Annotated in this window: 27 protein-coding genes; 17 read left to right on the top strand and 10 right to left on the bottom strand. The window is 72.8% G+C overall.

The genetic code is table 11. The features are described 5' to 3' along the window. A partial coding sequence (locus ACIQV3_RS34985) for a transposase domain-containing protein (RefSeq protein WP_403719739.1) occupies nucleotides 1-173 on the bottom strand: 173 nt, incomplete at its 3' end. A gap of 169 nt (nucleotides 174-342) precedes the next feature. On the opposite strand from ACIQV3_RS34985, the gene ACIQV3_RS34980 reads away from it, so the two are divergent. After that, nucleotides 343-804: a nuclear transport factor 2 family protein gene (locus tag ACIQV3_RS34980; protein ID WP_403719733.1), complete on the top strand. Its 462-nt coding sequence runs from the start codon at nucleotides 343-345 to the stop codon at nucleotides 802-804. A gap of 157 nt (nucleotides 805-961) precedes the next feature. On the opposite strand, the gene ACIQV3_RS34975 is transcribed toward ACIQV3_RS34980, so the two are convergent. After that, complete coding sequence (locus tag ACIQV3_RS34975; protein ID WP_403719728.1) at nucleotides 962-1,402, bottom strand: MarR family winged helix-turn-helix transcriptional regulator; 441 nt, start codon at nucleotides 1,400-1,402, stop codon at nucleotides 962-964. 5 nt (nucleotides 1,403-1,407) lie between these two features. On the opposite strand from ACIQV3_RS34975, the gene ACIQV3_RS34970 reads away from it, so the two are divergent. From ACIQV3_RS34970 to ACIQV3_RS34960, 3 genes are all read left to right on the top strand, one after another. Then, complete coding sequence (locus tag ACIQV3_RS34970; RefSeq protein WP_403719724.1) at nucleotides 1,408-2,646, top strand: MFS transporter; 1,239 nt, start codon at nucleotides 1,408-1,410, stop codon at nucleotides 2,644-2,646. A gap of 142 nt (nucleotides 2,647-2,788) precedes the next feature. Next, nucleotides 2,789-4,450 carry a glycoside hydrolase family 20 protein gene (locus ACIQV3_RS34965; RefSeq protein WP_403719721.1) on the top strand — a complete coding sequence of 554 codons (1,662 nt, stop codon included), beginning with the start codon at nucleotides 2,789-2,791 and terminating at the stop codon, nucleotides 4,448-4,450. Nucleotides 4,451-4,524: 74 nt separating this feature from the next. Further along, a complete protein-coding gene (locus ACIQV3_RS34960) occupies nucleotides 4,525-5,037 on the top strand; it encodes a GNAT family N-acetyltransferase (RefSeq protein WP_403719719.1) in 513 nt (170 codons plus the stop codon). 33 nt (nucleotides 5,038-5,070) lie between these two features. Here the strand turns inward: ACIQV3_RS34960 and ACIQV3_RS34955 are convergent, their stop codons facing one another. Then, nucleotides 5,071-5,892, bottom strand: a complete 822-nt coding sequence (locus ACIQV3_RS34955; protein ID WP_403719717.1) for an endonuclease I family protein — start codon at nucleotides 5,890-5,892, stop codon at nucleotides 5,071-5,073. A gap of 235 nt (nucleotides 5,893-6,127) precedes the next feature. Here ACIQV3_RS34955 and ACIQV3_RS34950 point away from each other — a divergent pair, with 235 nt between their 5' ends. Beyond that, the gene (locus ACIQV3_RS34950) at nucleotides 6,128-6,700 is read left to right on the top strand and encodes a DJ-1/PfpI family protein (protein ID WP_403719715.1); all 573 of its coding nucleotides are present in this window, start codon (nucleotides 6,128-6,130) and stop codon (nucleotides 6,698-6,700) included. A gap of 250 nt (nucleotides 6,701-6,950) precedes the next feature. Here the strand turns inward: ACIQV3_RS34950 and ACIQV3_RS34945 are convergent, their stop codons facing one another. Then, the gene (locus tag ACIQV3_RS34945; RefSeq protein WP_403719713.1) at nucleotides 6,951-7,766 is read right to left on the bottom strand and encodes a glutamate ABC transporter substrate-binding protein; all 816 of its coding nucleotides are present in this window, start codon (nucleotides 7,764-7,766) and stop codon (nucleotides 6,951-6,953) included. Between the two features lie 257 nt (nucleotides 7,767-8,023). On the opposite strand from ACIQV3_RS34945, the gene ACIQV3_RS34940 reads away from it, so the two are divergent. Continuing rightward, entirely contained in the window at nucleotides 8,024-9,223 is a 1,200-nt protein-coding gene (locus ACIQV3_RS34940; RefSeq protein ID WP_403719711.1) for a hypothetical protein, read from the top strand. Between the two features lie 190 nt (nucleotides 9,224-9,413). Then, nucleotides 9,414-9,950 carry a TerD family protein gene (locus ACIQV3_RS34935; RefSeq protein ID WP_403719707.1) on the top strand — a complete coding sequence of 179 codons (537 nt, stop codon included), beginning with the start codon at nucleotides 9,414-9,416 and terminating at the stop codon, nucleotides 9,948-9,950. A 259-nt stretch (nucleotides 9,951-10,209) separates the two neighbouring features. Here ACIQV3_RS34935 and ACIQV3_RS34930 read toward each other — a convergent pair whose 3' ends face one another. Continuing rightward, entirely contained in the window at nucleotides 10,210-10,854 is a 645-nt protein-coding gene (locus ACIQV3_RS34930; protein ID WP_403719705.1) for a TetR/AcrR family transcriptional regulator, read from the bottom strand. Nucleotides 10,855-11,049: 195 nt separating this feature from the next. Between ACIQV3_RS34930 and ACIQV3_RS34925 the strand changes: the two genes are divergently transcribed. From ACIQV3_RS34925 to ACIQV3_RS34910, 4 genes are all read left to right on the top strand, one after another. Beyond that, nucleotides 11,050-11,913 (top strand): phosphatase PAP2 family protein, encoded by an 864-nt coding sequence (locus ACIQV3_RS34925; protein WP_403719703.1) that lies wholly within the window; start codon nucleotides 11,050-11,052, stop codon nucleotides 11,911-11,913. After that, nucleotides 11,910-12,839: a hypothetical protein gene (locus tag ACIQV3_RS34920; RefSeq protein WP_403719702.1), complete on the top strand. Its 930-nt coding sequence runs from the start codon at nucleotides 11,910-11,912 to the stop codon at nucleotides 12,837-12,839. The genes ACIQV3_RS34925 and ACIQV3_RS34920 overlap by 4 nt, the downstream gene beginning before the upstream one ends. Before the next feature lie 5 nt (nucleotides 12,840-12,844). Continuing rightward, on the top strand, nucleotides 12,845-13,201 hold the full coding sequence (locus ACIQV3_RS34915; protein ID WP_403719700.1) for a hypothetical protein: 357 nt from the start codon (nucleotides 12,845-12,847) through the stop codon (nucleotides 13,199-13,201). Between the two features lie 95 nt (nucleotides 13,202-13,296). Then, nucleotides 13,297-13,563, top strand: coding sequence for a GlsB/YeaQ/YmgE family stress response membrane protein (locus ACIQV3_RS34910; RefSeq protein ID WP_403719698.1), 267 nt, complete (start codon nucleotides 13,297-13,299; stop codon nucleotides 13,561-13,563). A 13-nt stretch (nucleotides 13,564-13,576) separates the two neighbouring features. Here the strand turns inward: ACIQV3_RS34910 and ACIQV3_RS34905 are convergent, their stop codons facing one another. Next, the gene (locus ACIQV3_RS34905) at nucleotides 13,577-14,062 is read right to left on the bottom strand and encodes an NUDIX domain-containing protein (RefSeq protein ID WP_403719696.1); all 486 of its coding nucleotides are present in this window, start codon (nucleotides 14,060-14,062) and stop codon (nucleotides 13,577-13,579) included. Nucleotides 14,063-14,252: 190 nt separating this feature from the next. Here ACIQV3_RS34905 and ACIQV3_RS34900 point away from each other — a divergent pair, with 190 nt between their 5' ends. Both ACIQV3_RS34900 and ACIQV3_RS34895 read left to right on the top strand, forming a co-directional pair. Beyond that, entirely contained in the window at nucleotides 14,253-15,932 is a 1,680-nt protein-coding gene (locus ACIQV3_RS34900; protein WP_403719693.1) for a serine/threonine-protein kinase, read from the top strand. A gap of 58 nt (nucleotides 15,933-15,990) precedes the next feature. Then, entirely contained in the window at nucleotides 15,991-16,635 is a 645-nt protein-coding gene (locus ACIQV3_RS34895; protein WP_403719691.1) for a MerR family transcriptional regulator, read from the top strand. Between the two features lie 149 nt (nucleotides 16,636-16,784). Here ACIQV3_RS34895 and ACIQV3_RS34890 read toward each other — a convergent pair whose 3' ends face one another. Further along, entirely contained in the window at nucleotides 16,785-17,456 is a 672-nt protein-coding gene (locus ACIQV3_RS34890; protein ID WP_403719689.1) for a transglycosylase SLT domain-containing protein, read from the bottom strand. Between the two features lie 492 nt (nucleotides 17,457-17,948). Between ACIQV3_RS34890 and ACIQV3_RS34885 the strand changes: the two genes are divergently transcribed. Next, nucleotides 17,949-18,497, top strand: a complete 549-nt coding sequence (locus tag ACIQV3_RS34885) for a putative immunity protein (RefSeq protein ID WP_403719687.1) — start codon at nucleotides 17,949-17,951, stop codon at nucleotides 18,495-18,497. Nucleotides 18,498-18,623: 126 nt separating this feature from the next. Here ACIQV3_RS34885 and ACIQV3_RS34880 read toward each other — a convergent pair whose 3' ends face one another. Further along, nucleotides 18,624-19,601, bottom strand: coding sequence for a dihydrodipicolinate synthase family protein (locus tag ACIQV3_RS34880; protein WP_403719685.1), 978 nt, complete (start codon nucleotides 19,599-19,601; stop codon nucleotides 18,624-18,626). A gap of 70 nt (nucleotides 19,602-19,671) precedes the next feature. Here ACIQV3_RS34880 and ACIQV3_RS34875 point away from each other — a divergent pair, with 70 nt between their 5' ends. Then, entirely contained in the window at nucleotides 19,672-20,616 is a 945-nt protein-coding gene (locus tag ACIQV3_RS34875) for a LysR substrate-binding domain-containing protein (RefSeq protein WP_403719682.1), read from the top strand. 11 nt (nucleotides 20,617-20,627) lie between these two features. Here the strand turns inward: ACIQV3_RS34875 and ACIQV3_RS34870 are convergent, their stop codons facing one another. After that, nucleotides 20,628-20,834 (bottom strand): hypothetical protein, encoded by a 207-nt coding sequence (locus ACIQV3_RS34870; RefSeq protein ID WP_403719680.1) that lies wholly within the window; start codon nucleotides 20,832-20,834, stop codon nucleotides 20,628-20,630. A 312-nt stretch (nucleotides 20,835-21,146) separates the two neighbouring features. On the opposite strand from ACIQV3_RS34870, the gene ACIQV3_RS34865 reads away from it, so the two are divergent. Then, complete coding sequence (locus tag ACIQV3_RS34865; protein ID WP_403719677.1) at nucleotides 21,147-22,232, top strand: S-(hydroxymethyl)mycothiol dehydrogenase; 1,086 nt, start codon at nucleotides 21,147-21,149, stop codon at nucleotides 22,230-22,232. A 14-nt stretch (nucleotides 22,233-22,246) separates the two neighbouring features. Continuing rightward, on the top strand, nucleotides 22,247-23,245 hold the full coding sequence (locus ACIQV3_RS34860; protein ID WP_403719675.1) for a phosphotransferase family protein: 999 nt from the start codon (nucleotides 22,247-22,249) through the stop codon (nucleotides 23,243-23,245). 9 nt (nucleotides 23,246-23,254) lie between these two features. Here the strand turns inward: ACIQV3_RS34860 and ACIQV3_RS34855 are convergent, their stop codons facing one another. After that, nucleotides 23,255-24,817 (bottom strand): MFS transporter, encoded by a 1,563-nt coding sequence (locus tag ACIQV3_RS34855; RefSeq protein ID WP_403719673.1) that lies wholly within the window; start codon nucleotides 24,815-24,817, stop codon nucleotides 23,255-23,257. Between the last annotated feature and the right edge of the window lie 74 nt (nucleotides 24,818-24,891).

Here is a 24,891-nt window from a genome sequence, read left to right as displayed (position 1 = left end):
AAGTAGACGACCACTCGCGGAGGCAGCAACCGGTTGCGCTGCCCGGATTTCCCGGATTCCTCCACGATCCGGTCCACCAGCTCCGGCGGGAACGTACGCGTCAGCAGTCCGATCGCGATCCGGTCCGACAACCGCTCATCCGTTTCCGGCTTGACCTGTCCAGGGCGTGGCATCCAGGCACCTCCTGAACAGGCAGCCTACCAGCCAAGATCCTTAAGTCACTGGTATTGGGTCTAGGCTGTCTTTCGGATCTTGCCGTGCGGGGGAAGGAGCCAGCCGCATCCATGGCTCACTGTCGGATTGCCGCCAGCGCGGTCCGTCCCGTGCGATCACACTTGCGGCATGACGATTCCATCCGCACCAGACTCGGTACCGCTCCTCACCGGCATGTATGCGGCCGAGGCGGAGTATCTCGCGGCCGGAGGGCCGGGCGAGGCTCCGTTCGACCTGCTCGCCTCCTTCTTCGCACCTGATGTCGTACTGCATCAAGCCGATGCCCTGCCCTACGGCGGCACCTGGCGCGGGCACGAGGGCATGGAGGAGTTCTTCCTCGCGATGAGCCGGGTGTGGGAGGCCTTCGACATGGTGGAGCAGGAGTTCCTCGCCACCGGCGAGACCGCGGTGGTGCTCACTCAGGTCTGTGCGCGCGCCCGTGCCACCGGCCGGGAACTCACGTTCCCGATCTTGCAGACGATCAGGGTCGAGGACGGGCGGATCCGCGAAGTCCGCCCGTTCTACTGGGACACCGAGGCGATCGCCGCCGCCTGCGCAGATCCGGCACCAGCCGCCCGCGACAGGTCCTAGTGCCGTGACCGGAAAGGTTCACCGTGTCGCGACGCCCGGCACGGCACCTCGCCGCGTTGTCGGACCGAGCCGGTACGTCCAGTACGAGGCACGGCCCTCCGCCTTGCGATGCACCGCACCGGACGCCGCGACCCGGCAAACCTTTCCGGCCACGGCACTAGACGTCCCGGCCCCCCGCCGGGGTGTTCCGTACGGCGGCCACCAGAAGGGCGAGATCCGGATTGTGCTCCGCCTCGTCCAGGGCCTCGCGCAGGGCGGTGTCGTTGGTGGGGCGGGCCTGGTCCAGGAGGGCGAGACCGGCCGCGCTGACCTCGGTGTAGATGCCCCGGCGGTCGGTGTCGCACAAGTAGCGGCTCAGCAGCCCGCGGTCCTCCAGCCGGCTGACCAGCCGGGTCGTCGCGCTCTGGCTGAGCACCACCGAGTCGGCCGCCTGGTGCATGCGCAGGTGGCCGCCGGGGCCGCTGTGCTGGCGACTGAGGACGTCGAGCAGGGAGTTCCCCCTCGCCCTTCCCTCCCTCTTCCTTCCCTCCCTCCCACGCCCCTCTTCCCTGCCCTCTTCCCTTCCTCCCCTGAAGCCCCCGTGGCTCCTGAAGGGCACCCCTCATGCCTCTCGCACTCCTCGCACTCGCCATCGGCGCCTTCGGGATCGGCACCACCGAATTCGTGATCATGGGTCTGCTGCCCGAGGTCGCCGGCACGTACGGCGTCTCGATCCCCACCGCCGGCTTCCTGGTCACCGGCTACGCCCTCGGCGTGGTCCTCGGCGCTCCGCTCATGACCGTGCTCGGCACCCGCATACCGCGCAAGCGCATGCTCATGCTGCTCATGGGCCTGTTCATCCTGGGCAACGTGATCTCCGCGCTGGCCCCCGCCTTCGGCGCCATGCTCGCCGGACGGGTCGTGGCCTCCCTCGCCCACGGTGCCTTCTTCGGCATCGGCGCGGTCGTCGCTGCCGAGCTCGTCGCCCCCGAGAAGAAGGCCGGAGCCATCGCCATGATGTTCACCGGCCTCACCGTCGCGAACGTCGTCGGCGTTCCGCTCGGCACCCTCGTCGGCCAGCACCTCGGCTGGCGGGTCACCTTCCTGATCGTCGCCTCGCTCGGCCTCCTCGGCCTCCTCGGCCTCCTCGGCATCGCGCGGCTCGTCCCCGACCTGCCCCGCCCCCAGGGCGTACGGATCCGCCACGAGCTGGCCGCGTTCCGCAACGTCCAGGTGCTCCTGGCCATGGGGATGACCGTCCTCGGCTTCGGCGGGGTCTTCGCCGCCATCACCTACATCACCCCGATGATGACGAACGTCGCCGGCTTCGCCGACACCTCCGTCACCTGGCTGCTCGTCCTCCTCGGCCTCGGCATGGTCGCGGGCAACCTCGTCGGCGGCCGCTTCGCCGACCGCGCGCTGATGCCGATGCTGTACACCTCCCTGGGCGCGCTCGCCGTGGTCCTGGCCCTGTTCACCCTCACCGCCCACGACCGGGTGGGCGCCGCCGTCACGATCTTCCTCATCGGCGCACTCGGCTTCGCCACCGTGCCGCCGCTCCAGAAGAGGGTCCTCGACCAGGCCGCCGGCGCCCCCACCCTGGCCTCCGCCGTCAACATCGGCGCCTTCAACCTGGGCAACGCCCTCGCCGCCTGGCTCGGCGGACTCGTCATCGCCGCCGGCCTCGGCTGGACCGCTCCGAACTGGGTCGGCGCGGCACTGGCCGCCTCGGCCCTCGCCCTCGCCCTGGTGTCCGGCGCGCTGGAACGGCGTACGGGGACCCGCGCGGGCGGCGAAGGAGGCAGCCGGGTCATCGCGGCCGGCGCTCCGGCGGCCGCCGCCGTCCCGGCCGCCCACCACTGATCCACTCCGGTACCTGGCCTGATACGAGGCCCGATTCCGGGTCCGATACCCAGCCCGACTCCCGGCCCGATCCTCCGCCCGGGTCGCGCGCCCCGGTCCCCCGTGCCAGGTTGGTACGGGGGAGAGGCGCGACAGGTGCGTGATGCGACAGACGAAGCAGCAGTACGGGCACGGCCACGTCATCGCGACGGCCACGGTCGCCGCGCTGGTCACCCTTGCCGCCGTCCCCGGCTGTGCGTCCGGGACGCCCGCTCCGGGGAGCGCCCGGGCCCCGGCCGTGGTGACCACCCCGCCGAGGAGCACGCCGGCCCCGGCGGCGACCCCGGCCGCCCCCGCCACCCCGCAGGCCCCGGCTCCCTCGCCGACACCCACCCATCCGCTGTCCAAGGCCCCGCGCACCATACCCGCCGTACGGGAACACGTGCCGGCCCGCGGTCCCGGCTGGCGGCCCGCCCCCGACGCGCGGGTCGTCGTCACGCCGGGTGACAGCGCGGCGCTGGCGGACGAAGGCAGGCTGCTGGCCGGGGAACTGCGCATCGGCTTCGCCGAGTCGGCCACCCCGCGCACGGGCGACGTGGAGCTGGCCCTCGGGTCGAAGGGCTCCGGCACTCCGGAGTCGTACACCCTCACCGTGAGCGAGGGGAAGGTCCGCATCACCGGACCAGACCAGGCCGGGGTGTTCTACGGCACCCGCACCCTCAAACAGGAGGTGAGCGGCGGCGGTTCGGCTCCGGAAGGCACGGTGCGCGACGCCCCGGCCAAGCCGCAGCGCGGGCTCAACCTCGACATAGCCCGCAAGCACTTCACCCCGGACTGGATCGAGGACCGGCTGCGCCAGATGGCCGACCTGAAGCTGAACCAGCTCGGCCTGCACTTCTCCGACGACCAGGCCTTCCGGATCGAGTCCACCACCCACCCCGAGATCGTCTCCACCCCCCACCTCACCAAGGCGCAGGTGCGCGAGATCACGGCGCTGGCCGCCCGCCTGCACATCACGGTGGTCCCCGAGATCGACTCCCCGGGCCACCTCGGAGCGGTCCTGCGCGCCTACCCCGGGCTGCAACTGCGCGACGTACAGGGCCGGGCGGTCAAGGGCGCGGTCGACATAGCCGACCCGGCGGCGGCGAAACTCATCGACGAACTCCTGCGTGAATACCTGCCGTTGTTCCCCGGCGCGATCTGGAACGTGGGCGCCGACGAGTACCAGGCCCTGGTCTACCGGGATCCGCAGACCTCCTTCCCGCAGCTCACGGCCGCCGCCCGGCAGCGGTACGGGCCCACCGCACGGGTCCAGGACCTGGCGACGGGCTGGCTGAACGACCGTGCGGACGTGGTCCGTTCGGCGGGCCGCGCGCCGGCGGCCTGGAACGACGGCTTCTTCACCGGCGGGATCGCCCAGCCGGCCAAGGACATCCAGGTCGAGTACTGGACGGGCAAGGAGAACGGGGCCCGGCCGCCGCTTGAGTACCTGCGCGAGGGCCGCAAGGTCGTCAACCTCAACGACGAGTACCTCTACTACGTGCTGGGGCAGCCGAACCAGTTCACGTACCCCGACGGCCGGCGCATCTACGAGCAGTGGACCCCGCTCGTCCTGCGCGGCACCACGGCCGTGCCCGCCCGGTACGCCGGGCAGATCCTGGGCGCGCGCTTCGCCGTCTGGTGCGATCTCGCCGGAGCCCAGACCCAGGCCCAGGTCGCGGCCGGCATCCGGCTGCCGCTCGCCGCCCTGTCCCAGAAGGTCTGGGACTCCCGCACCCCGGCCCTGGACTGGCCGTCCTTCAAGGCCCTGGCCGACCGGCTGTAGCGCGCCCGGCGCCCCCTCGTCCCGCCTGCCGGAACCCGCTGGCCGGGTCCCGTCCGCTTTGCTTGGATGCGGGCATGGACGACAGCGCGCTGCCCTCGCCCGAGGGCCATGAGATTTCCACCGGCCACGAGATTCCCACCGGCTATGAGATTCCCACCGGCCACGAGGTTGCCACCGGCTACGAGTTTTCCACCGATCCCGGCCGACTCGACCGCGAGCTGATCCACCGGTGGCTGTCCGGGGACGCCTACTGGGCGCTCGGGCGGAGCCGCGAGAAGCAGGACGCCGCCATCGACGGGTCGCTCAACTACGGGGTCTACGAGGCGGTGTCCGGCCTCCAGGTGGCCTACGCGCGGGTCGTCACCGACCGTGCCACCTTCGCCTGGCTCTGCGATGTCTACGTGGACCGCGGCGTACGGGGCAAGGGGCTCGGCACCGCCCTGGCGGGGGCGGTACGGGACCACCTCGCCCCGTACGGGCTGCGCAGGATCCTGCTGGCGACCGCGGACGCCCACGAGGTGTACGCGAAGGCCGGCTTCGAGCCGCTCGCGGCACCGGAGAAGTGGATGGCCCTCGGCGCGCAGTAGGGCGCCGAGGCGCCGAGGGGTCCTGGCGCACGCCTACCAGATGGAGTTGACCCACTCCGGGTGGTCGATGAACGGGTTCCGGTTGTGCTGGTAGGTGTCGTATATGACCTGGTTGCGGCGCTGCTCGAAGGCGTCCGGCGGGTCCTGCAGGTTCCACTGCTTCAGGACGCTGATCTTGCCGAAGAGGGGCGCGCTGCCGTTGTTGACCTTGTCGTTCATCTCCAGGTCGGCGAAGCCGTCACCGCCGGCGTAGCGCACGGCCATGTAGAGCAGCATGCGCGCGACATCGCCCTTGACCGCGTTGCGCGGTTCGAAGGAGTCGGAGTCGGTCAGGCTGCCGGGGGCCTCGGAGACCGGGCCGCCGCCCAGGTCGAAGTCCTTGTTCCCGCGGGTGCTGTTGACCGTGACGTCCTCGGGCCTGAGGTGGTGCAGGTCGGTCCCGGGGCCGGTGGCGGTGCCGAAGTCGCCGTGGCTCTTGGCCCAGACGTGCTCGCGGTTCCAGTCGTTGACGCCGCCGCCGTTGGTGGACTTCGACTGCGAACGGCCCGAGTAGACGAGGATGACGTTGTTGGGGTTCGCCGGGTCCTGGTCGGTGACCTTGAGGGCGTTCCAGACGCCGTCGTACGTCACCCTGGACTGGGTCTTGATGATGTTGTGCAGCGCCGTCTTGAGCGCGGCGCCGGTCTTGCCCTCGGCCGCGGCGTAGTAGGTGTCGACGGCCGAGGCCGAGGCCGAGGTCGAAGCCGCCGCGGGGGCGGCGGAGTCCCGCTGGCCGGCCGAAGCGGAGGCCGGAACCAGTACGAGGGACGCGGCCGCCAGGCCGGCTGCCCAAGGAGTAAGGCGCGAGATTCTCATCACGTGGGGGTACCTCTCCACACGCACCGCTCCCGCCCGGGGAATTGGCGGGGCATCAGGTGGCAGAGCGAGGTTCACATTGTCATGTGCCCTACAGGTGAAAAGCACGTGTCGGGAGCCAGGATTTTCTACGCGCGTCATGTGGGTGATTGGCGCAAGAATCCCTATGCAGGATCGGGCGGCGCGGGCACGGTGGCGGAGGCCACACTGTGAACAGCCCTACCAGGAGCAGCCCATGGCACCGAAGATCCTCATCGTGACCGGCGACGCGGCGGAATCTCTGGAAGTCCTCTACCCCTACCAGCGCTTGATCGAGGAGGGGTACGAGGTCCACATCGCGGCGCCGGCGGTGAAGAAGCTGCGGTTTGTCGTGCACGACTTCGAGGACGGCTTCGACACCTACACCGAGAAGCCCGGCTACACCTGGCCCGCCGACATCGCCTTCGCCGACGTGGACCCGGGGGAGTACGCGGCGCTCGTCGTACCCGGCGGACGCGCCCCCGAGTACCTGCGCAACGACCCCGAGGTGCGGCGGATCCTGGCGGCCTTCGCCGGTGACGACAAGCCGATCGCGCAGATCTGCCACGGCCCCCTGATCACCGCCGCGGCCGGTGCGCTCGACGGCCGTCGGGTCACCGCCTATCCGGCGCTGGAGCTGGACATGAAGGCGTCCGGCGCCACGTTCGAGGACTCCGAGGCCGTGGTCGACGGCACGCTGGTGTCGGCCCGCGCGTGGCCCGACCACTCCGCCTGGATGCGGGAGTTCCTGACCGTACTGCGCGGCAAGGCCCCGGTCTCGGGCGCCTGAGCCTCCGTCGGCGCGGGCGCGGGTGCGGGCGCGGGCTCGGGCACGGGCGCGGCGCGAGGAGGGGCCGCGCCCGTCGGTCCCGGGGTGTCCCTCGGGCGGGCACGGCTCGCTCGGGCGCCGCTCGGGCGAGCGCGGGAGGCTGCCCGGGCCCCGCGGTCCGGATCATGACCGGGTCATGGCCGGAGGACGGGCTCGATGGCGGGTTCCGGCCACTCGTCGGGCCGCGACCGGCCGCCCGCCCCGACGGGCGTCAGCTGCCCGTGGTGATGGCGGGCGCCGCCTCGTACTTGTAGTCCGGGCCGAAGTTCTTCTTCACGGCCGCTTCCCAGGTGCCGTCCTCGACCATCTTGCGGATCGCGTTGTTGATCTTGACCTGGAGCTCGCCGCTGCCCTTCTTCATGCCGATGCCGTAGTTCTCGCTGCTCAGGCTCAGCCCGATCAGCCGGAACTTGCCCTCGTTGCCCTTGCGGGCGGTGTAGCCGGCCAGGATGGAGTTGTCCGTGGTCAGGGCGTCGACCAGGCCCTCCTTGAGGGCGACGACGCACTCGGAGTAGCCGTCGAGCTGCAGAAGGCTCGCCTTGGGGGCCAGGTTCTTCCTGACGTTCTCCGCCGAGGTCGAGCCGGTCACCGAACACAGCCGCTTGTTCGGGTTGTTGAGATCCTCGGCCTTGGTGATCGTGGGGTCGTCGGCGCGGACCATCAGGTCCTGGTGCGCGAGGAAGTACGGGCCCGCGAAGTCGACCTTCTGCTTGCGCTTGTCGTTGATCGAGTAGCTGGCCGCCACGATGTCGACCTCGTTGTACTCGATCAGGAGCTCGCGGTCGTTGCTGAGGACCTCCTTGAAGACGATCTTGTCCTTCGGGTAGCCGAGCTCCTTGGCGATGTACGTCGCCACGTCCACGTCGAAACCGGTGAAGGTGCCGTCGGGCTCCCGCATGCCGACGCCCGGCTGGTCGAACTTGATGCCGACGGAGAGGGGCCCCTTGTCGTCGGCACCGCCACACGCCGATGCGGTCAGGGAGAGACCGATCACTGCGGCGATCACGCCGGCCTGGGGAACCTTCATGCTGCACTCTTTCCTGGGGTACACGGATGCGCGACGGTCGCGGGCGTGCGGAGCCGCGCGGGAGCGCGCGGAGCACACCGGGACCGGGACCGGGCCGGGGCGCGGGGAACCGCGGAGCTGGTGGACGCGTATATGAGGAAGCTAGGAACTCGTCGGGCGCAGTGTCACGACATCTGAGCAAATCTTGAGGGTCACGATCCGGAACGGCGGCAGATCTTGCTGTGAATCCGGCTTTGAACGGGAGAGGAGCCGGTCGGGTGGCCGAAAGCGGAGTACGGGTCGAGGGGAACGCGCTGCTGCTGGGCGAGGGGGCGCAGGTCCGTTTCATGCGGACGCTGCGGCTGCCGGAGACCGGTACGCACAATCTGCCCCCGGGGCTGGGAGAGTTCCCGCTGCGGCGCGTGGAGGACTATCCGGACACGGTTCCGGCGGACTGGCTCGCCAAGGGCGGCGTGATGCTCCCCGTGTACCTGCGCGAGGCGATGTGGCTCAGCTTCGGCGGCACCCGGGAGCCCACCGCCCTCCAGGTCGGGGTCGGCAAGGTGTGCGCCGTCTCCGGCGAGCGGTGGACGGGCGCGCTCGGGCGCCGGCCGCAGAATTACCTCGTGCTGCTGCGCCAGCCGTGGCTGGACGGGATCAACTCGGGCACGGGTACGGTCCGCCAGTTCGTCGCCGTCCCGCTGGGGCTCGGCGCCACCGTGGAGGGCCAGGTCACCGGCGAGGAGACCGCGGGCGGCGTTCAGCTCCAGGCCTTCCCGCTCGGCGCGAAGGCGCTGGCGCGGTGGCGTGAGGAGGAGCGCGAGCGGGCGCGCACGGTCAGGGCCCCCCGGGGCGGCGGCCTTCCGTACGGGACCCTGCCGCCGGGGAGCGAGCCGGGCGGCGGCTACGCGGGCGGCGGCTACGGAGCGGCCCCCGGGATGCCGGCGCCGCCGCCGATGGCGGCCCCTGCGCCGGGCGGGCCTCCCGGAGCGCCCGCGCCCGCGCCCGCGGCCTCGGCTCCGGCCTCGGCCTGGGCCTCGGCCGCGGGGCCGCAGCGGCGGTCGGGCGGCGGGCCGGTCCCGCAGGCCGCGCCGGCGATGGGGCTCGGTGTCGGCGGCTCCATGCGCCAGGAGGTGTACCGCGACGACCGCAAGGCGAAGGACTGGGCGTCCGAGCCGGCCGCGCGGGTCTTCGTCCACCTGGTGACCCCGCCCGCGTGGCGCAGGATCACCGGGGAGGAGCCGCCTCCGTCCCCCGTGGACCGGGCCGCCTACACCAAGGCCGGGCTGCCGTGGTTCGACTACTACGACGAGGGCGGCGCCGACCTCGGGCCCTCCGGCACGCTCGGCCAGGTGCAGCCGGTGGGCGAATGGCTGGGCACCGACGAGGCTCCGTGGGCGGAACCCTCCCCGGGGCAGATCGCGCCCCTGGGAGACGTTCCCCGGCCGGGCAAGCCCGTACAGGACGGGGACTGGTAGCCGGCGCCGAACCTGCCGCCCCCGCCGAACTGCCGCCCCCGCCGAGCCCGCAGCCTCTGCCTCTGTCTCTGCCTCCGCCTCCGCCGCCCCCGTCCCCCGGACTGGCCGGGAACGTACGGTCGTTCGAGCCCCGGGGCGTGACCCGTGACAGCATGGTGGAGCAACGCACGGTGTTCGGAGGGGGAGTTCGGTGAGCGGAGTAAGCAAGGGCCTGGCCAAGGTGGAGATCGCGCTGCGGTGGGATCCCAGCCCGGCGGGAGCGCCCGTCCACGACCTCGACCTGCTCGCCGCGGTCTACCCGGCCGCGGACCCGTACGGGGAGCCCGTCCACCTGGTGCACTTCGGCAGCCGGTCTCCCGACGGCACCATCACGCTGAACCGGGACAGCAGGACCGGGCTGGGGCTGGGCTTCGACGAGGTCATGACCCTCGAACTGACGCGGATCGCCGACGCGTTGAACCGGGTCGTGGTGGGCGTGGTGATCCAGCGGCCGGGTGGCGGCCCGGCGCTGACCTTCGCCGAGGTCGTGGGCAAGGGGCTGCGCATCCGGGAGGGCTACACCGATCTCTCCGTGGACGACCTCGCCGGCTTCGGCGCGGCGAGCGCGGTGACGGTCGCCGAGTTCACCCGTGACAACGCGGGGGTCTGGTCGATCGACCCGACGGTACGGGGCTTCGACACCGACCCGGAGGAGTTCGCCCGGGCGATGGGCGCGGCCCGGAGCTGAGCCGGGCACACTGGCGGCCGCACCGGCGGCCGTACGGACGGCCGCACCGGCAGCCGCACGGAAGGCCACGTCGGCGGCCGCGCGGACGACCGCAGCGATAGCCACACGGACGGCCGCACGGACCGGTCGGCGGTCACTCCGCGAGGGAGTGCCCGCCGACCGGTCCGGGGGCTGCGCTGCCACCGTCCCCACGAGGCAGCGCGAGCGGGTCACCGTCCGGTCATCGGGGACGGCGGCCCGCTGGTTCAGGGGGCCCGGTTCAGGGGCCCGGTTCAGGCGCCCGGTCCGCTTGCGGCGGCGCCGTGCCCAGCGCCGGCAGCAGGCAGGCGTCGACGAACCGCACGAGGTACTCGGCGTCGGCGAAGCGGCCCTCCAGCACGGGCCGGATGCGCAGCACGCCCATCAGCTGCGCGGGCAGGAACTCCACGGCGGGGTGCCCGGGGGTGAGCTCGCCCCGGTCCACGGCCCGCGCCACGATCGAGTCGAACGACGCCAGCTCCGGCTCCACCAGAGCCTCGCGCAGGGCCGCCTTCAGCTCCTCGTCGCTCAGCACCGCGTGCCCGAGGGCTTGCATCAGCCGGGTGTCGCGCCCCGAGGTGCAGGCGGCGATCCGGGCCGCCTCGCGCAGGTCGCCCGCCAGGGTTCCGGTGTCCACCGCGGCCAGGGTGCCGCGCCGGTCCGCCCGCAGGGCGGCGGCGACGAGCTGCGGTTTGGTCTTCCACTGCCGGTAGAGCGTGGACTTGCCGCAGGTGGCCCGGGCGGCGATCTTCTCCATGGTCAGCGCCTCGTAGCCGTCCTCGCGCAATTGCTCCAGTACGGCGTCGTAGAGCTGCTGCTCCCGCTCCGGTGTGATTTTGGAGCGGCGCGCGGGGGCCGGTACGGCTTCCGGCGTCGGCGAGGTCATGGGGCGGCTCTCCTCGATGGTGGGTGCCACGTGCTGCCGCGCGGCGATATTCCGGTCGCGCCGCAGCGGCCTCTAGTGAAAGTCTACGGGAACGCGAGCGTATCGGTACACACTCGTATCGATACGAGAATGTATCGATACACTGGTGTGTCGATTGTGAGCCGTGAAGCTGTGTACAGGAAGCGAGACCGGGGGATGACCTCCCACACCACACCCGCCGGGGCCGGTACGGGGCCGGGCGCCCGGCGCCGCCTGATACGCGAGCTGCTGCTCGTCCTGGGCCTCTTCGCCGTCTACAAGTTCGGCCGCACGCTCGCCACCGGGCGCACGGACGAGGCCTTCCGCAACGCCGCCCGGGTCTGGGACGCCGAGCGAACCCTGCACCTGCCCGGCGAGGGCCTGGTCCAGCGGCTGCTCCTGCACAGCGACGCCCTCGTGCACACCGCGAACACCTACTACGCGGCCGTGCACTTCCCCGCCACCGTGCTCTTCCTGGTCTGGCTCTACGTACGCCGCCCCGCGCACTACCTCTGGACCCGCCGGGTCCTGGCCGTGCTGACCGGCGCGGCCCTCGTCATCCACCTGGCCTTCCCCCTCGCACCCCCGCGGATGCTGGGAGCGGCGCACCTGATCGACACCGGCCAGGTCTACGGACCGACCGTCTACGGGGCCGCGCCCGCCGCCGACACGATGGCCAACCAGTTCGCCGCGATGCCCTCGCTGCACTTCGGATGGGCGCTGATGCTGGCCCTCGGCATGATCGCCGCGACCTCCTCGCGGTGGCGCGCCCTGTGGCTGCTGCACCCGCTGGCGACCCTGCTCGTGGTCGTCGGCACCGCCAACCACTACTGGCTCGACGCCGTCGTCGCCACGCTGCTCCTCGGGGCGGCCCTGTGGCTCGTCCCGCGCCCGGCCGGCCGGCCGTTCGCCGGCCGGTCGCTCGTCGCCCGGCGGAGCGTGCCGGGCGGTCGTCCGGTGCCGGTGCCGGTGCCCGCTGGTGGGGGTGCGGGCACCGTGAGGCCCGCCGAGCCGGTGGAGCCCGTAGGAGCGGTCCGGTGAACGCCACGGTCCTCGCCGTCCTGCTCTGCCTCGCGGCGGCCGTCACCTACGCGGCCGCGGCCGTCGCCCAGGAACGCCTCGCCCGCCGCGCGGTCGCCCGCAGCACCGCCGCGCTGCTCGGCAACGGCGCCTGGTGGTGGTCGGCGGGCCTGAACGCCGCCGCCGCGCTCCTGCACGCCGCCGCGCTGAGGTACGGGCCGCTCACCCTGGTCCAGCCGCTCGGGGCGCTCACCCTCGTCGCCGCCGTACCGCTCGGTGCGCGCGGCGCCGGGCGGCGGGTCGTGGCCACCGAGTGGCGCGGCACCCTGGCCACCGTCGTCGGCCTCGGCCTGCTCCTGGTGCCCGCCTCGGGCCCGTCCCCCGACGAGACCCTCACCCTGGCCGAGGCGCTGGCCGTCTCCGGAGCCACGGCCGCGGTGATCATGCTGCTGACCGCACGGAGCGACACCCGCTCGGGACTGCGCCACGCGACGGCGTCCGGGCTGGCCTCCGCGGCGGCCTCCGCCCTGACCCAGACCGTCGCCGTGGCGGGCGGCCGGGGCGGGTCCCTGCTCAGCGTCCGGGTCGTCTCGGTGGGGTTGCTCGTGGTGGTCTTCGCCGTCGGCGGGATGCTCCTGTCCCAGCGGGCCTACCGGGGCGGCCTGGGAGCCCCGCTCGCGGTGGTCAACCTGACCAACCCGCTGGCCGCGGCCGCGATCGGCATGATCCTGCTGGGCGAGCGGATCCAAGGGGGCGCGCTCGGGGTCCTGCTGGCCGTGGCGGGGGCGCTCGCGGCGGCCCGGGGCGTGCTGCTGCTCACGCGGGCACCGCGGCAAACGGCGGCCGTTCCGGCTCAGGCCGCGCCTCAGGCCGCGCCTCAGGCCGCGCCTCAGGCCGCGCCTCAGGCCGCACCTCAGGCCGCGTCGAGGGCCCGTGTGGCAGCATGAGCCGCATGGCTGCCGACGACGGTTCGTTCCTCTCGCTGCGCTCCAAGGGCTCGATCCTCTCCATCGGTTCGGTGGGATCGATCCTCTCCGTTGGGTCGGTCGGCAGCGTGCTGTCGGTCGGCTCGATCGGCTCGGCCCTGTCGGCGGCCTCGGTGGGATCCGTGCTGAGCGCGGGCTCGTTCGCCTCCGCCCAGTCGACGTGGTCGGTGCTGTCCTGGCGCTCCCGCGGCGGATTCCTGGCGCCCGGAGTGCCGGGAGTGCCGGGAGCGGTGGGAGCCACCGGAGTCGTGGGAGCCGCGGTGCTGGGCCTGGTCGCGATCGCCCTCCTCAAGCCCGCCCCCGGGGCCCGGCGGGCGGTCTGAGAACCGTTTCGCCTGTTCACGCGTCTCCTCCTGTGAGACCTGAACGGACGGCGCGCGCACGACGAGGCGCGCACGGCGAAGCGGAGCGAACGGGCATGGGCATCATCGGCTGGATCATCCTCGGACTGCTGGCGGGCGGGATCGCCAAGGTCCTGCTGCCCGGCCGTGACCCGGGCGGCCTGATCGTCACCACCCTCATCGGCGTCGCCGGCGCGTTCACCGGCGGCTGGCTCTCGGCGAAGTTCCTGAACCGGCCGATCCAGAACGAGTTCTTCGACCTCGCGACCTGGGGCTCCGCCATCGCCGGCTCCCTGGTCCTCCTCGTCGCCTACCGCTTGCTCTTCGGCAACTCCCGCAACTGACCGGCGGGCCGGGTCAGAGCTCCATGTAGGCCACGGTGCCGGTACGCCGCGCCACGTCGATCTCCCGCAGACGGGCGAAGTTCGAGGGGGTCATCAGCGCCTCCCACTCCCGCACCGAGTGGACCCGTACCTCGCTGTGCTCCCCGGGGTCCAGGACGATGGCGGCGATCTGTTCGTCGGTGAGGGTGCCGCCGTCGAAGAGGAAACCGATGTGGTTCGCCGGCCAGGACTCCCCCCGGTCGGCGATGAACTGCGTGCCCAGCAGCTTCCGCTCGCCCTCGAAGGCGATGCCCGTCTCCTCCAGGCACTCCCGCAGCGCGCACTCCCACGGGGTCTCGCCGTGGTCCATGTTCCCGCCCGGCCACTGCCAGATCTCCGTGGAGTACGTCGCACGGAGCTGCACCGGGCGGCCGGCGGTGTCGGTGAAGTAGAGGCAGGCGTACGAGGTCGCCGGGGAGATGGTCTTGACGTACTCGGCGGGCGGGAGCCATGCGGGCACCGTTCCACCTCCGTCCGGGCCTCGGCCCCTCGGAGACATCGGGCAGGCTCCCTACCCACACCGGTTACGGTCCATTCCGGGCGCCGCCCCGTCCGGACCCGGGACGGGCCCCGACCGTGCCCGTGCCCGTGATGTCCACGTCCCGGTACGGGTACACCGGCGTCGGTGGTGGCGCCTACGATGACCGGCCATGGACAGCAGTGAGGCCGGCAGACGGTTGATCGACGGGCGCTTCGAACTCGCGCGGCCCCTGGGCAGTGGCGGGATGGGGACGGTGTGGCGCGCCCGCGACATCGCGCTGGACCGGGAGGTCGCGCTCAAGGAGGTGCGGCCGCCGGACCCGGCGACCGCCGCCGCGCAGCCCGGGCTCGTCGTCCAACTGCGCGAACGGGCCGTCCGGGAGGCCCGGGCCCTCGCCCGGCTCGCCCACCCGAACGTGGTCACCATCCACCACATCGTGGAGCCCGAGCCCGGCTCGGACGGCCATCCGTGGATCGTGATGGAGCTCGTCAGGGGCGGCTCCCTGGCCGACCGGCTGGAGGGCGGGCCGCTGCCGGTGGCGGATGTGCTGCGCCTCGGGCTCGACCTGCTCGCCGCGCTGCGGGCCGCGCACGCGGAGGGGGTGCTGCACCGCGATGTGAAACCGGCCAACGTGCTCCTGCGCCCGGGCGGCTCCGCCGTGCTCACCGACTTCGGGATCGCCGCCCTGCACGGCGCGACCGGGCTGACCTCGACCGGGGCGCTGATCGGCTCGCCGGAGTACATAGCCCCCGAGCGGGCGCGCGGCGCGGAGGGGCTGGCCGCCTCCGACCTGTGGTCGCTCGGGATGCTGCTCTACGTGGCCGCCGAGGGCGTGCACCCGCTGCGCCGGGCCACCAGTCTGGCCACCGTGGTCGCGGTGCTCGACGAGCCGATCCCCGCGCCGGTCCGGTCCGGCCCGCTGGGGCCCGTACTGGAACGGCTGCTGGTACGGGACCTGTCCGTGCGGCCCGACGCCGAGGAACTGGAAGCGCTGCTCCGCGGTGCGAGCGGTGCTCTCAGCGGCGCCACCCCGGCGGTACCGGCGGCCGCCCCGGGCGGCTTCGGCAGCTTCGGGCCGGCGACCCCGGCCCCGCCCCCGCCGTTCGTCCCGGTTGCGGGCAACCCGTACGCGTCCACCGTCCCCGTGACCTTCCCCGCGCCGCCCGTCCCGCGTCGGCGCCGCCGTCCGGCGCTGCTCGCCGGGCTCCTCGCGGTGGTCCTGGCCGCAGGCGTCGTGGGCCTCGTCAACTGGCTGCCCGACGGGAACGACGGCGCCTCCGCGGGCAAGGGCGGCGACGTGCGGTCCTCGCGTACCCCGTCCGCTTCCGGACCGGCCTCCCCGGCCCAGGGCACCGCCGTGGCCCTGACGCCGGTCCCCACCCCGAAGACGAGCACACCGAAGCCGGCCGCCCCGCCCCAGGGCAGCATGATCGACCCGGCCGGCATCCGTACCGCCGTCGAGGCCTTCCGACAACAGGCTGGCACCACCACCTTCGTCGACATGAAGGTCTACGACGAGTACGTGCTCGCCGCCATCCCCACCGCACCCGGAGCCAGGACCGTCGACTCCTGGCAGTACCGCGGCGGCGTCGCCAAGCGCACCGGCCCGGCGGGCACCGTCAAGGGCGAGGTGATGGACATGGCCGCGATCGACTGGGACCGCCTTCCCGCCCTGATGGGCCAGGCGCAGAAGGAGCTCGGCGTCGAGATCCCGAGTTCGCGCTACCTCATCGTGTCCCCCTGGCTCGGCGCTCCCGCGATCCGCCCGTACATCGACGACCCGTACGGGCAGGGCGGCTACGTTCTCGCGGGCACCGACTTCAAGATCAAGAAGGTCTACGGGCAATGACGCGGAGCCCCTCCGCACATACTTGGATAGCTGGACTCTCCAAGGGAAGGCTCAAGAGATGCGGCTGGCGGAGCTGAGCGAGCGCAGTGGCGTCTCCACGGCGACCATCAAGTACTACCTGCGCGAAGGCCTGTTGGCTCCGGGTCGCCGGGTCAGTGCGACGACCGCCGACTACGACGAGGGGCACCTGCGGCGGCTGCGGCTGGTCCGCGCCCTGATCCAGGTCGGCGGGATTCCGGTGGCCACGGCCCGGGAAGTGCTCGCGCACGTGGACGACGAGTCCCTGGGGCGGACGATGCGGATCGGCGCCGCACTGTGGGCCCTGCCGCAGGGGCCCGAGCCGGACGGCGCGGACCCTGCGGTGATCACCGCGCGCCGCGAAGTGGACCGGCTGCTGGAGATGCTGGGCTGGTCGTCGGCCCGTGAGGTGGGGGAGCTGTCCCCCGTCCACCGCTCGCTCGTGTCGGCGGTGGCCGCCCTCCTGCGGCTCGGCTATCCGTGGGACGCCGAACTGATGTCTCCCTATGCGGAGTTGATGCACCGGGCGGCCGTGCGCGACTTCGACCTCATGGAGACGTACCCCTCCGAGGAGGAGAAGGTCGAGACGGCGGTGGCCGCGGCCGTCCTCGTCCAGCCGGTACTGAAGGCCATGCACCGGCTGGCACAGGAGGAGGAGTCGGCGCGGCGGTACGGGCTGGACTGAAACGGGGTCATCGGGCGGCCGGGCCGAGTTGAGCGGGGCGGTGCTCGCCGTGCTGTGCGAGCACCTGTCCACCGGGGCGAGCGGGGCCGGTCCCGTCGTGCACGCCCCGGTGGACGTGAGCGAGCTGGGAGCGGCTACCGCAAGCTCGTTCAGTAGGCGCCGTTGACGTTGTCGATCGAACCGTAGCGGGCCGCCGCGTAATTGCAGGCGGCCGTGATGTTGGCGACCGGGTCGTAGGAGTCCATCGGGGTGCCGGGGACGTGATAGGCCTTGAAGGTCGGGTCGATGACCTGGAGGAGCCCCTTGGAGGGGATGCCGGCCGCGGCGTTGGAGTCCCAGTTGTTGATGGCCAGCGGATTCCCCGAGGATTCGCGCATGATGTTGCGGTGAATTCCGTCGTAGCTCCCGGGAATTCCGTGCTGCGCCATGACGTCGAGCGACTCGCGGATCCAGCCGTCGAGGTTGTTCGCGTAACCGGTGCTCGCCTTGGCGGCGGCCGGCGCGGCGGCGGGGGCGACCGCGGTGAGGTTCAGTTTCAGGCCGGGGCGGATGGCCGACGGGTCGGCGCCGACGATGCCCTTGTTGGCCTCGTAGAGCTTCTGCCAGCCGCCGCCGATGGAGTGCTCGGCCGCGATCTTGCTGAGGGTGTCACCGCTGACCACCGCATACGTCGTCGGGGCGACGGCCACCTCGGCCGCCCCGGCCGTGGTCGCGCCGATCAGCGGGAGGGCCAGCGCCGCGCTGCCCGTACCGGCGAGGGCCAGCTTGCGGGTGAGTGCGTGGTGCTGCTTCGACCGGCGGTGCTTTCCCTGTGCGGGCATGGCGGAATTCCTCACGTGGGGGACGGAAGAGCCCTGGCGGGGGCCGGATTCGGCAGCTGACCGCCTGGAATGAAGCGACCGTAGGCGAGGCCGGCGGGCCGGAACAAGACGCGAATTCGACCAGGAGATCAACTTCCGGCATTCGGGCCGCTGGATGACCTTGAAAAGATCTCCGGGAATTCGCGAATATCCAACCGGGAAAAGGGAATCGCCCCTCGTGGGGAAATGATGTTGACGCCGCCGGCGTGACTCACATCACGGGTCGGCGGGCGGAAGCTCAATTCGGGCAAGTCGCCCGTCGCCGGGGCCGATTCGGGCGACCCGCCCGTTGGCGGCGAATCGCCCATCCCGGGTCAATCGGCCCTCGTGCGCGGGCGTGCCGTCCTCGGTCGCCCTCGGTCGTCCTCGGTCGTCCTCGGCCGTCGCCGGGTGGAGGTGGATCGGCGGCTGCGGGCCGCGCGCCGGCCCGGCGCAATGGTCGAGGATGGAGCCATGACAGGGGACGTGGGCGAGATCGCTCTGAGCAAGCAGGATCTTCGTGAGGTCACCGCGTTCGCCGCGGCGTGTGCGGAAGTGGTGCTCGACGTGTTCGAGGGCGATCAGCCGGACGACGTGCGGCCTCGAGAGGCCATCGCCGCCGCGTGGGAGTTCGCGCGAGGTGGTGAGCGGGGGAAGGTCCTGCGCGACAGGGCGTGGGCCGCACTCAAGGCGGCCCAGAGCGCTGACACGGCCGCCGCACGCGAGGCGGCTCGGGCGGCGATGTCCGCGGCGGGCGCCGCCTACCTGCATCCACTGGCCAGGGCCACCCAGGTCAAGCACATTCTCGGAGCGGGCGCTCACGCCGCCAGGGCAGCCGAACTCGTCGCCGACGACGATCGGAGCGTGGGCGCCGCGCACGTCGAGCAGGCGGAGCACCGTGCGACACCGGTCGTGGTCGACGTGCTCACACGCTTCCCGACGGCGCCGAGCGGCGGTGGACGGGTTGGTGAGTTGATCCGCATGCTGGACGACGGCCTTCGTTCGCCGACCCTCGCCGAGTGACTCTGATGGTGCGGGCGGTGCCGCGGGCGCCCGGCACCGGCCGCGCGGCGAAGGCCGTCGCGGCCGGGCCCCGGGCCCGGCGCCCGGCCGGGCCCAGGGGTGGGCGCCGGCCGGCCGGGAAGGGGGTCAGGTCAGGTGCGCCAGTTCCCGCAGCGCCGCCGCGACGGATTCCGTGCCGGCGGGCAGCAGGGGGAGGCGTACGGCAGGGGTCGGGATGCGGCCCTGTGCATACAACACCCCCTTGATCACGGCGGGGTTGGGTTCGGCGAAGAGGGTCGCGGAGAGCCGGGCCAGTGCGTGGCCCAGGGTGCGCGCCCGGTCCGTTTCGCCCACCCGCCAGGCTGCCGCGAGCTCGGTGAACCGCGCCGTGGCGATATGGGCCGAGGCGAGGATCCCGCCCGCCGCGCCGAGCGCGAGCAGGGGCGACAGGAACGTGTCGTCGCCGGCCAGTACCGCGAAGCCGTCCGGCAGATCGCCGAGCAGTGCCACGGCTTCCCCGTCGAGCGAGCCGACGGCGTACTTCACCGCGGCCACCCCGGGCAGCGCCCCGATCTCCCGCAGCAGGGTCGCGTCCAGCGGCTGCCCGGTGCGGTACGGGACGTGGTAGACGATCAGCGGTACGGGGCTCACCCGCGCCAGCCGCTCGAAGTGCGCCAGCACACCGGCGGCCGCCGGCCGTACGAACGCGGGCACGGTCACCAGCGCGGCCCGTGCCTCGGGCCACCGCTTCAGCCGCCCGAGCGACTCCTCGGCGGCCCGCGTCCCGCTCGCCCCGGCACCGACGACCAGCGTCGCCCCGCGCTCCCGGCAGATTCGGGCGCAGACGTCGGTGACGAGGTCGCGCTCGGCCTCGTCGAGGGCGGCGGGTTCGCCGGTGGTGCCCAGGGCCACGATCCCGGCGGCTCCCGCGTCGAGCACCTCGCGGGTGAGCGCCTCCAGGGCGTCGGCGGCGACCTCGCCGTCGGCGGTGAAGGGGGTGATCAGCGGTACGTGGATCCCGTGCGGGGTGTAAGGCGTGCGAGGCGTGTGAGGCGTGTGAGGCGTACGCGGGGAGTACGGGTCGTGTGCGGCGGGGGGCGAGGTCCTGGGAGTCCTGGTGGTCATGGGTCGAGCCTGGCCGTCCCCGAGCATCGAATCCAGTTCGCGTTTCTTACCTGAACCGTAAGCTGCTCCGATGCTCGATGTGCGACGCCTGCGCCTCCTGCGCGAACTCGCCCACCGGGGGACCATCGCCGCGGTGGCCGAGGCGCTCTCCTTCAGCCCTTCGGCGGTGTCCCAGCAGCTCTCGGTCCTCGAACGCGAGGCCGGTCTGCCCCTGCTGGAGCGCACCGGCCGCCGGGTCCGGCTCACGGCCGCCGGTCAGAACCTGGTCCGGCACGCCGATGCGGTGCTGGAGCTGCTGGAGCGGGCCGACGCCGAGCTCGCGGAGGCCCGCGGCGGACTGGCCGGAGCCCTGCGGATCGGCTCCTTCCCCACCGCGACCAGGGTCGTGGTCCCGGCGGCCCTGACCGAGCTGGCCCGCCGGCACCCGGGACTGGAGCCGATGGTGTTCGAGACCGACCCGGCGGCGGTGGCGGACGGGCTGCGCGCCGGGGACCTGGACGTGGCCCTGATCCACGCGTACGACTTCGTCCCCGCGCCGCAGGAGCCGGGGCTCGCCACGGAACCCCTCTACCGGGAGGCGATGTACCTGGCGACGCCGGAGCGGGCCGCGCCCGGCGGCGCGGGGGAGGCCACCGGGGGCTCCGGGCAGCGCGCGTTGCTCCGTACGCATGCCGACGCACCCTGGATCACCGCCACGCCCGGCACCCTCTGCCACGCGATGACGGTACGGGCCTGCGAGGACGCCGGGTTCGCGCCGAGGATCCGCCACCAGGTGGACGAGTTCGCCACCGTCCTCGCCCTGGTCGCGGCCGGCCAGGGGGTGGCCGTGGTGCCGCAGCTCGGGGTCACCGGACACGCGGATCCGGCCGTCGCGCTCACCCGCCTCGTCATGGAGCGCCGCACGAACGTGGCCTTCCGCAGCGGCGCCGCCGCCCACCCCGCCGTGGCCGCCTTCGGCGCGGCCCTGCGGGCCGTGCTGCCGGCCGAACTGTCCGGGCCCGGTCAGCAGGTCTAGGGCCTGTCGTCTCAGGCCGACCGGGTACCCCTGAACACCGCGCTGTGGCGCAGCTGTTGCGCGCACCACCGGAAGTGCCCGTCACCTTCGTCCAGGCCGAAGAGGGCGTAGGCCGTGAGGGCGTACGCCGCCTGATAGGTGGCGAGGGCGGCGACGGGCCGGCCGGCGGCGTCGGTGTGGATGCTGGGCGGGACGAGGTCGCCGTGGATCGCCGTCACCGGGGCGTCGGGGGTCGCCGGGCAGCTCGCGTTCGTACGTCACCAGGACGCCCTCGTGGTCCTCGACGCCGAAGATATCCGGGTGGCGAAGGGCAGGCGGTGCCGCGCCAGGTCCGCGTACACCCGGTCGGACCGTACCGGACACCGCGCCGCGGTGTCGGCACACCGCGCCGCGAGGCGGGGCAATTCCCGCACGCGGGACCGCGCGTGTACGTTGGCCGGACCGGCGGAACCCTCGCGGGACCTCCGGTCGCAGCCGACTCGCCGTCGGCTCGCCGTAGACAAAGACCGTGATCGAGATCGGGGTAGCACGTGACGCATCGCGTACGAGGGGTCATCGCCCGGAGCAAGGGCGCACCGGTGGAGACCACGACGATCCTCGTGCCCGACCCGGGCCCCGGCGAGGCGCTCGTACGGGTCCAGGCCTGCGGGGTCTGCCACACCGACCTGCACTACCGGGAGGGCGGGATCAACGACGAGTACCCCTTCCTGCTCGGCCACGAGGCCGCCGGAGTCGTCGAATCGGTCGGCCCGGACGTCACCTCCGTCGCCCCCGGCGACTTCGTCGTCCTCAACTGGCGCGCGGTGTGCGGCAGCTGCCGGGCCTGCAAGCGCGGCCGCCCCTGGTACTGCTTCGCCACGCACAACGCCACCCAGCCCATGACCCTGGAGGACGGCACCCCGCTCTCCCCGGCCCTCGGCATCGGGGCCTTCGCGGAGAAGACCCTGGTCGCCGCCGGCCAGTGCACCAAGGTGGACCCGGCCGCCTCGCCGGCCGCCGCCGGGCTGCTCGGCTGCGGGGTGATGGCCGGCCTGGGCGCCGCCCTGAACACCGGCAACGTCGGCCGCGGCGACTCGGTGGCCGTCATCGGCTGCGGGGGAGTGGGCAACGCCGCCGTCGCCGGGGCCAAACTGGCCGGGGCCTCCCGGATCATCGCCGTGGACCTGGACGACCGGAAGCTGGAGTGGGCGCGCGGACTCGGCGCCACGCACACCGTCAACGGCGGTACGCAGGACGTGGTCAAGGCCATCCAGGAGCTGACCGGCGGCAACGGCGCGGACGTGGTCATCGAGGCCGTCGGCCGTCCCGAGACGTACAAGCAGGCTTTCTACGCACGCGACCTGGCCGGCACGGTGGTGCTGGTGGGCGTCCCGACGCCGGAGATGAAGCTCGAACTCCCGCTGCTGGACGTCTTCGGCCGCGGCGGCGCCCTGAAGTCCTCCTGGTACGGGGACTGCCTGCCCGAGCGGGACTTCCCGCTCCTCATCGACCTCTACCTGCAAGGCCGCCTCGACCTCGACGCGTTCGTCTCCGAGCGGATCGCGCTGGACGAAGTCGAGGCGGCCTTCTCGCGCATGGAGCGCGGCGAGGTACTCCGTTCGGTGGTCGAGTTCTGAGCACCCACGGCCCCGTGAGCACCCACGGCCCCGTGACCACCGACGGGCCTCTGGTCACCGGCGGGCCGCTGACCGCCCGCGCACCGATGGCCGACCCGGGGCGGGCCCACGCCGCCGCTCGCGCGATCGCGGCGGCGGCCCTGGGGCGCGACCCCGGCCCCATGGCCACCGCCGAGAGCGGTTCCCACCACGTGTACGTGGGCCCGGAGGTGGTCGTGAAGATCATCGACGCGGCCTCCCACGCGCGGTTGAACCGGGAGATCGCGCTCGCGCCCCACCTCCCCGCCGGCCTCACCGCCCCGCTGCTCGAGAGCGGGACCCACCGGCTGGAGTCGGGCGACGTCCGCTACGCCTGCTACGCCCGCGTGCCGGGAACGGCACCCGGCATGGGCATGCCCGGCGTGGACGGGGCGACCGCGCGCGCGTGGGCCGAGGAGGCGGTCGAGCGGCTCGGCCGGCTCCACGCCTGGGTGCCCGAGGGCGACGCCGACCGGACGCTGAGGGAAACCCTCGACCACGGGGGGTTCACCGGCCGGGCCGCGTTCTCCGCCGAGGTCGAGGCCCTCGCCGCGCACGACCGGCACGGAACCGTACCTCCCCGCCTGCTCGACGGGCTGAGGGCGATCGCGCGGGACGCGCCCGCGCACGCCCGTACGGCCGTTCCGGTCCACGCGGACTGCCACTGGGACAACTGGCTCGCGCAGGGCCGGAGCGTGACGGCCCTGCTGGACTTCGAATGGGCCCGCTTCGGGGATCCGGTCGACGACTGGTTCTTCCTGATCCGGTTCAGCGGCCCGCACATGGAGACCGTCCTCGACGTCATCGCCCGTGCGACGCAGACCTCCCCGGACACCCTTCGCGCAGGCTGCGAGGTCCGGGAGGCGACCCACCTCGCGGCCGACCTCCGCGTCGCGCTGGAAGACCCCGACGGCCATGCGCGGATGGCCGCGGACCGGCTCCGATCGCTGGAGGAGCTCATCGTCGGGCGCTACTGGTGGCGCCCCGCCCGGTGAAGCGGGCCGTCAGGGCGTGAGGGCGGCGGGCCGCGGACCGGCCGGTGATGTCGCCGGGCGCCCCGTGGTGCCCACACCCCTCAGCCAGGTGAACGAGAGGAGGGCGGCACCGGTCATGGCGACGGCCGCGCCCACGGCCGCGAAGCCCATCCCGTGCGTGAAGGCTTCGCGCGCGGCCGTCAGTACGGCCTCCGCCTCTCCTCCGGGCAGCTGGGACGCGGCGGCCGTCGCGCCGCCGAGCGTTTCGCGTACGGCTTCGGCCCGCGGCACGCCACCGGGCAGGGCGGCCGCCATGTCCCGGCTGTAGACCGCGGCCCCGATGGAGCCGAGGATCGCCATGCCCAGTGCTCCGCCGAGCTCCTGGCCCGACTCCAGCACGGCCGCGGCCGATCCCGCGCGCTCCGGCGGGGCCGCGCCGAGGGCGAGTTCGTTGGCGAGGGTCATGGCGGCGACGAGGCCGCCCACGTACAAGGAGACGCCTGAGAGGGTGAACCAGAGCGCCGAGTCCGTGCGCACCTGGGTCACCCAGAGGAATCCGCACCCGGCGAGGAGGAAGCCGCCGCCCATGACGTACGCACGGTCGACGCGCCGTGCGAGGGCGGCTCCGGCCGGGGCCGCGACGGCGACTCCGGCGGCCGGAACCAGGCTCCACAGTGCGGCGTCGAACGGCCTCAGGCCGAGGACGGACTGCAGGTACTGGGTGAGGAAGACGGCCATCCCGACCGTGGCGAACATCGCGAGGAGATTGGCGAACACCGGGCCGCCGAAGCCGCGCCGGCCGAGAAGGCCGAGGTCGATCATCGGATGCGCGAGGCGCTTCTGCCGGAAGACGAAGGTGAAACCGAACACGAGCCCCGTTCCCACGGCGAGCGCGGGCAGCGGCTCGTACCCGTGCCGGGCCCATTCCTTGATGCCGTAGACGACCAGGAGCACCGCGCCGAGCGACAGCACCGCGCTCGGCAGGTCGAAGGGCTCGCGGTTCGCCGACTTGAACTCCGGTACCAGGAACGGCACCAGTACGAGCAGCAGTACCATCGCGGGCAGGTTGATCAGGAAGACCGCGCCCCACCAGAAGTGCTCCAACAGCACACCGCTGACCACGGGCCCCAGTGAGATGCCCGTCGTCATCACGGCGGTCCACAGGGTCACCGCCTTGCCGCGCTGTCCCTCGTCGTGGAAGAGATTGCGGATCAGGGCGAGGGTCGAGGGCATCAGGGCGGCGCCGCCCAGCCCCAGCAGAGCGCGCACGGCGATGAGCAGTTCGGCCGAGGACGCGTACGCGGCCGCGACCGAGGCCGCTCCGAAGACCGCCGCTCCCGCGAGCACCAGCGTGCGCCGGCCGATCCGGTCACCGAGCGCACCCATCGTGAGGAGGAGCCCGGCGAGGACGAAGCCGTACATGTCGAGGATCCACAACTGCTGCGTCGCGCTGGGCTCCAGGTCCCGGCTGACGTAGGGGATCGCGAAGTACAGGACCGAGACGTCCATCGAGACGAGGAGCAGGGGCAGCATCAGGACGCCGAGGGCGGTCCATTCCTTGCGGCCCGCACGGGGGCCCGGTGTGTTGTCCATGAACGGCAGGGAAGCGGGCCGTGGTGTACGCCGCAAACAGATGCCTAGTGCACCCCTCCAATCCGGCGCTTCCA

This window comes from Streptomyces sp. NPDC099050 (genome assembly GCF_044759865.1).
Taxonomy (GTDB): Bacteria; Actinomycetota; Actinomycetes; order Streptomycetales; family Streptomycetaceae; genus Streptomyces.
The sequence above is the reverse complement of the archived record's forward strand: the minus strand, read 5'-3'. Positions and strand labels throughout refer to the sequence as shown.

Excerpts from the sequence above, each read along its gene's own strand:
- ACIQV3_RS34980 (WP_403719733.1), top strand. The coding sequence starts at position 343 with ATGACGATTCCATCCGCACCAGACTCGGTACCGCTCCTCACCGGCATG.
- ACIQV3_RS34970 (WP_403719724.1), top strand. The coding sequence starts at position 1,408 with ATGCCTCTCGCACTCCTCGCACTCGCCATCGGCGCCTTCGGGATCGGC.
- ACIQV3_RS34965 (WP_403719721.1), top strand. The coding sequence starts at position 2,789 with ATGCGACAGACGAAGCAGCAGTACGGGCACGGCCACGTCATCGCGACG.
- ACIQV3_RS34960 (WP_403719719.1), top strand. The coding sequence starts at position 4,525 with ATGGACGACAGCGCGCTGCCCTCGCCCGAGGGCCATGAGATTTCCACC.
- ACIQV3_RS34955 (WP_403719717.1), bottom strand. The coding sequence starts at position 5,892 with ATGAGAATCTCGCGCCTTACTCCTTGGGCAGCCGGCCTGGCGGCCGCG.
- ACIQV3_RS34950 (WP_403719715.1), top strand. The coding sequence starts at position 6,128 with ATGGCACCGAAGATCCTCATCGTGACCGGCGACGCGGCGGAATCTCTG.
- ACIQV3_RS34945 (WP_403719713.1), bottom strand. The coding sequence starts at position 7,766 with ATGAAGGTTCCCCAGGCCGGCGTGATCGCCGCAGTGATCGGTCTCTCC.
- ACIQV3_RS34930 (WP_403719705.1), bottom strand. The coding sequence starts at position 10,854 with ATGACCTCGCCGACGCCGGAAGCCGTACCGGCCCCCGCGCGCCGCTCC.
- ACIQV3_RS34925 (WP_403719703.1), top strand. The coding sequence starts at position 11,050 with ATGACCTCCCACACCACACCCGCCGGGGCCGGTACGGGGCCGGGCGCC.
- ACIQV3_RS34915 (WP_403719700.1), top strand. The coding sequence starts at position 12,845 with ATGGCTGCCGACGACGGTTCGTTCCTCTCGCTGCGCTCCAAGGGCTCG.
- ACIQV3_RS34910 (WP_403719698.1), top strand. The coding sequence starts at position 13,297 with ATGGGCATCATCGGCTGGATCATCCTCGGACTGCTGGCGGGCGGGATC.
- ACIQV3_RS34900 (WP_403719693.1), top strand. The coding sequence starts at position 14,253 with ATGGACAGCAGTGAGGCCGGCAGACGGTTGATCGACGGGCGCTTCGAA.
- ACIQV3_RS34895 (WP_403719691.1), top strand. The coding sequence starts at position 15,991 with ATGCGGCTGGCGGAGCTGAGCGAGCGCAGTGGCGTCTCCACGGCGACC.
- ACIQV3_RS34890 (WP_403719689.1), bottom strand. The coding sequence starts at position 17,456 with ATGCCCGCACAGGGAAAGCACCGCCGGTCGAAGCAGCACCACGCACTC.
- ACIQV3_RS34885 (WP_403719687.1), top strand. The coding sequence starts at position 17,949 with ATGACAGGGGACGTGGGCGAGATCGCTCTGAGCAAGCAGGATCTTCGT.
- ACIQV3_RS34880 (WP_403719685.1), bottom strand. The coding sequence starts at position 19,601 with ATGACCACCAGGACTCCCAGGACCTCGCCCCCCGCCGCACACGACCCG.
- ACIQV3_RS34875 (WP_403719682.1), top strand. The coding sequence starts at position 19,672 with ATGCTCGATGTGCGACGCCTGCGCCTCCTGCGCGAACTCGCCCACCGG.
- ACIQV3_RS34855 (WP_403719673.1), bottom strand. The coding sequence starts at position 24,817 with ATGGACAACACACCGGGCCCCCGTGCGGGCCGCAAGGAATGGACCGCC.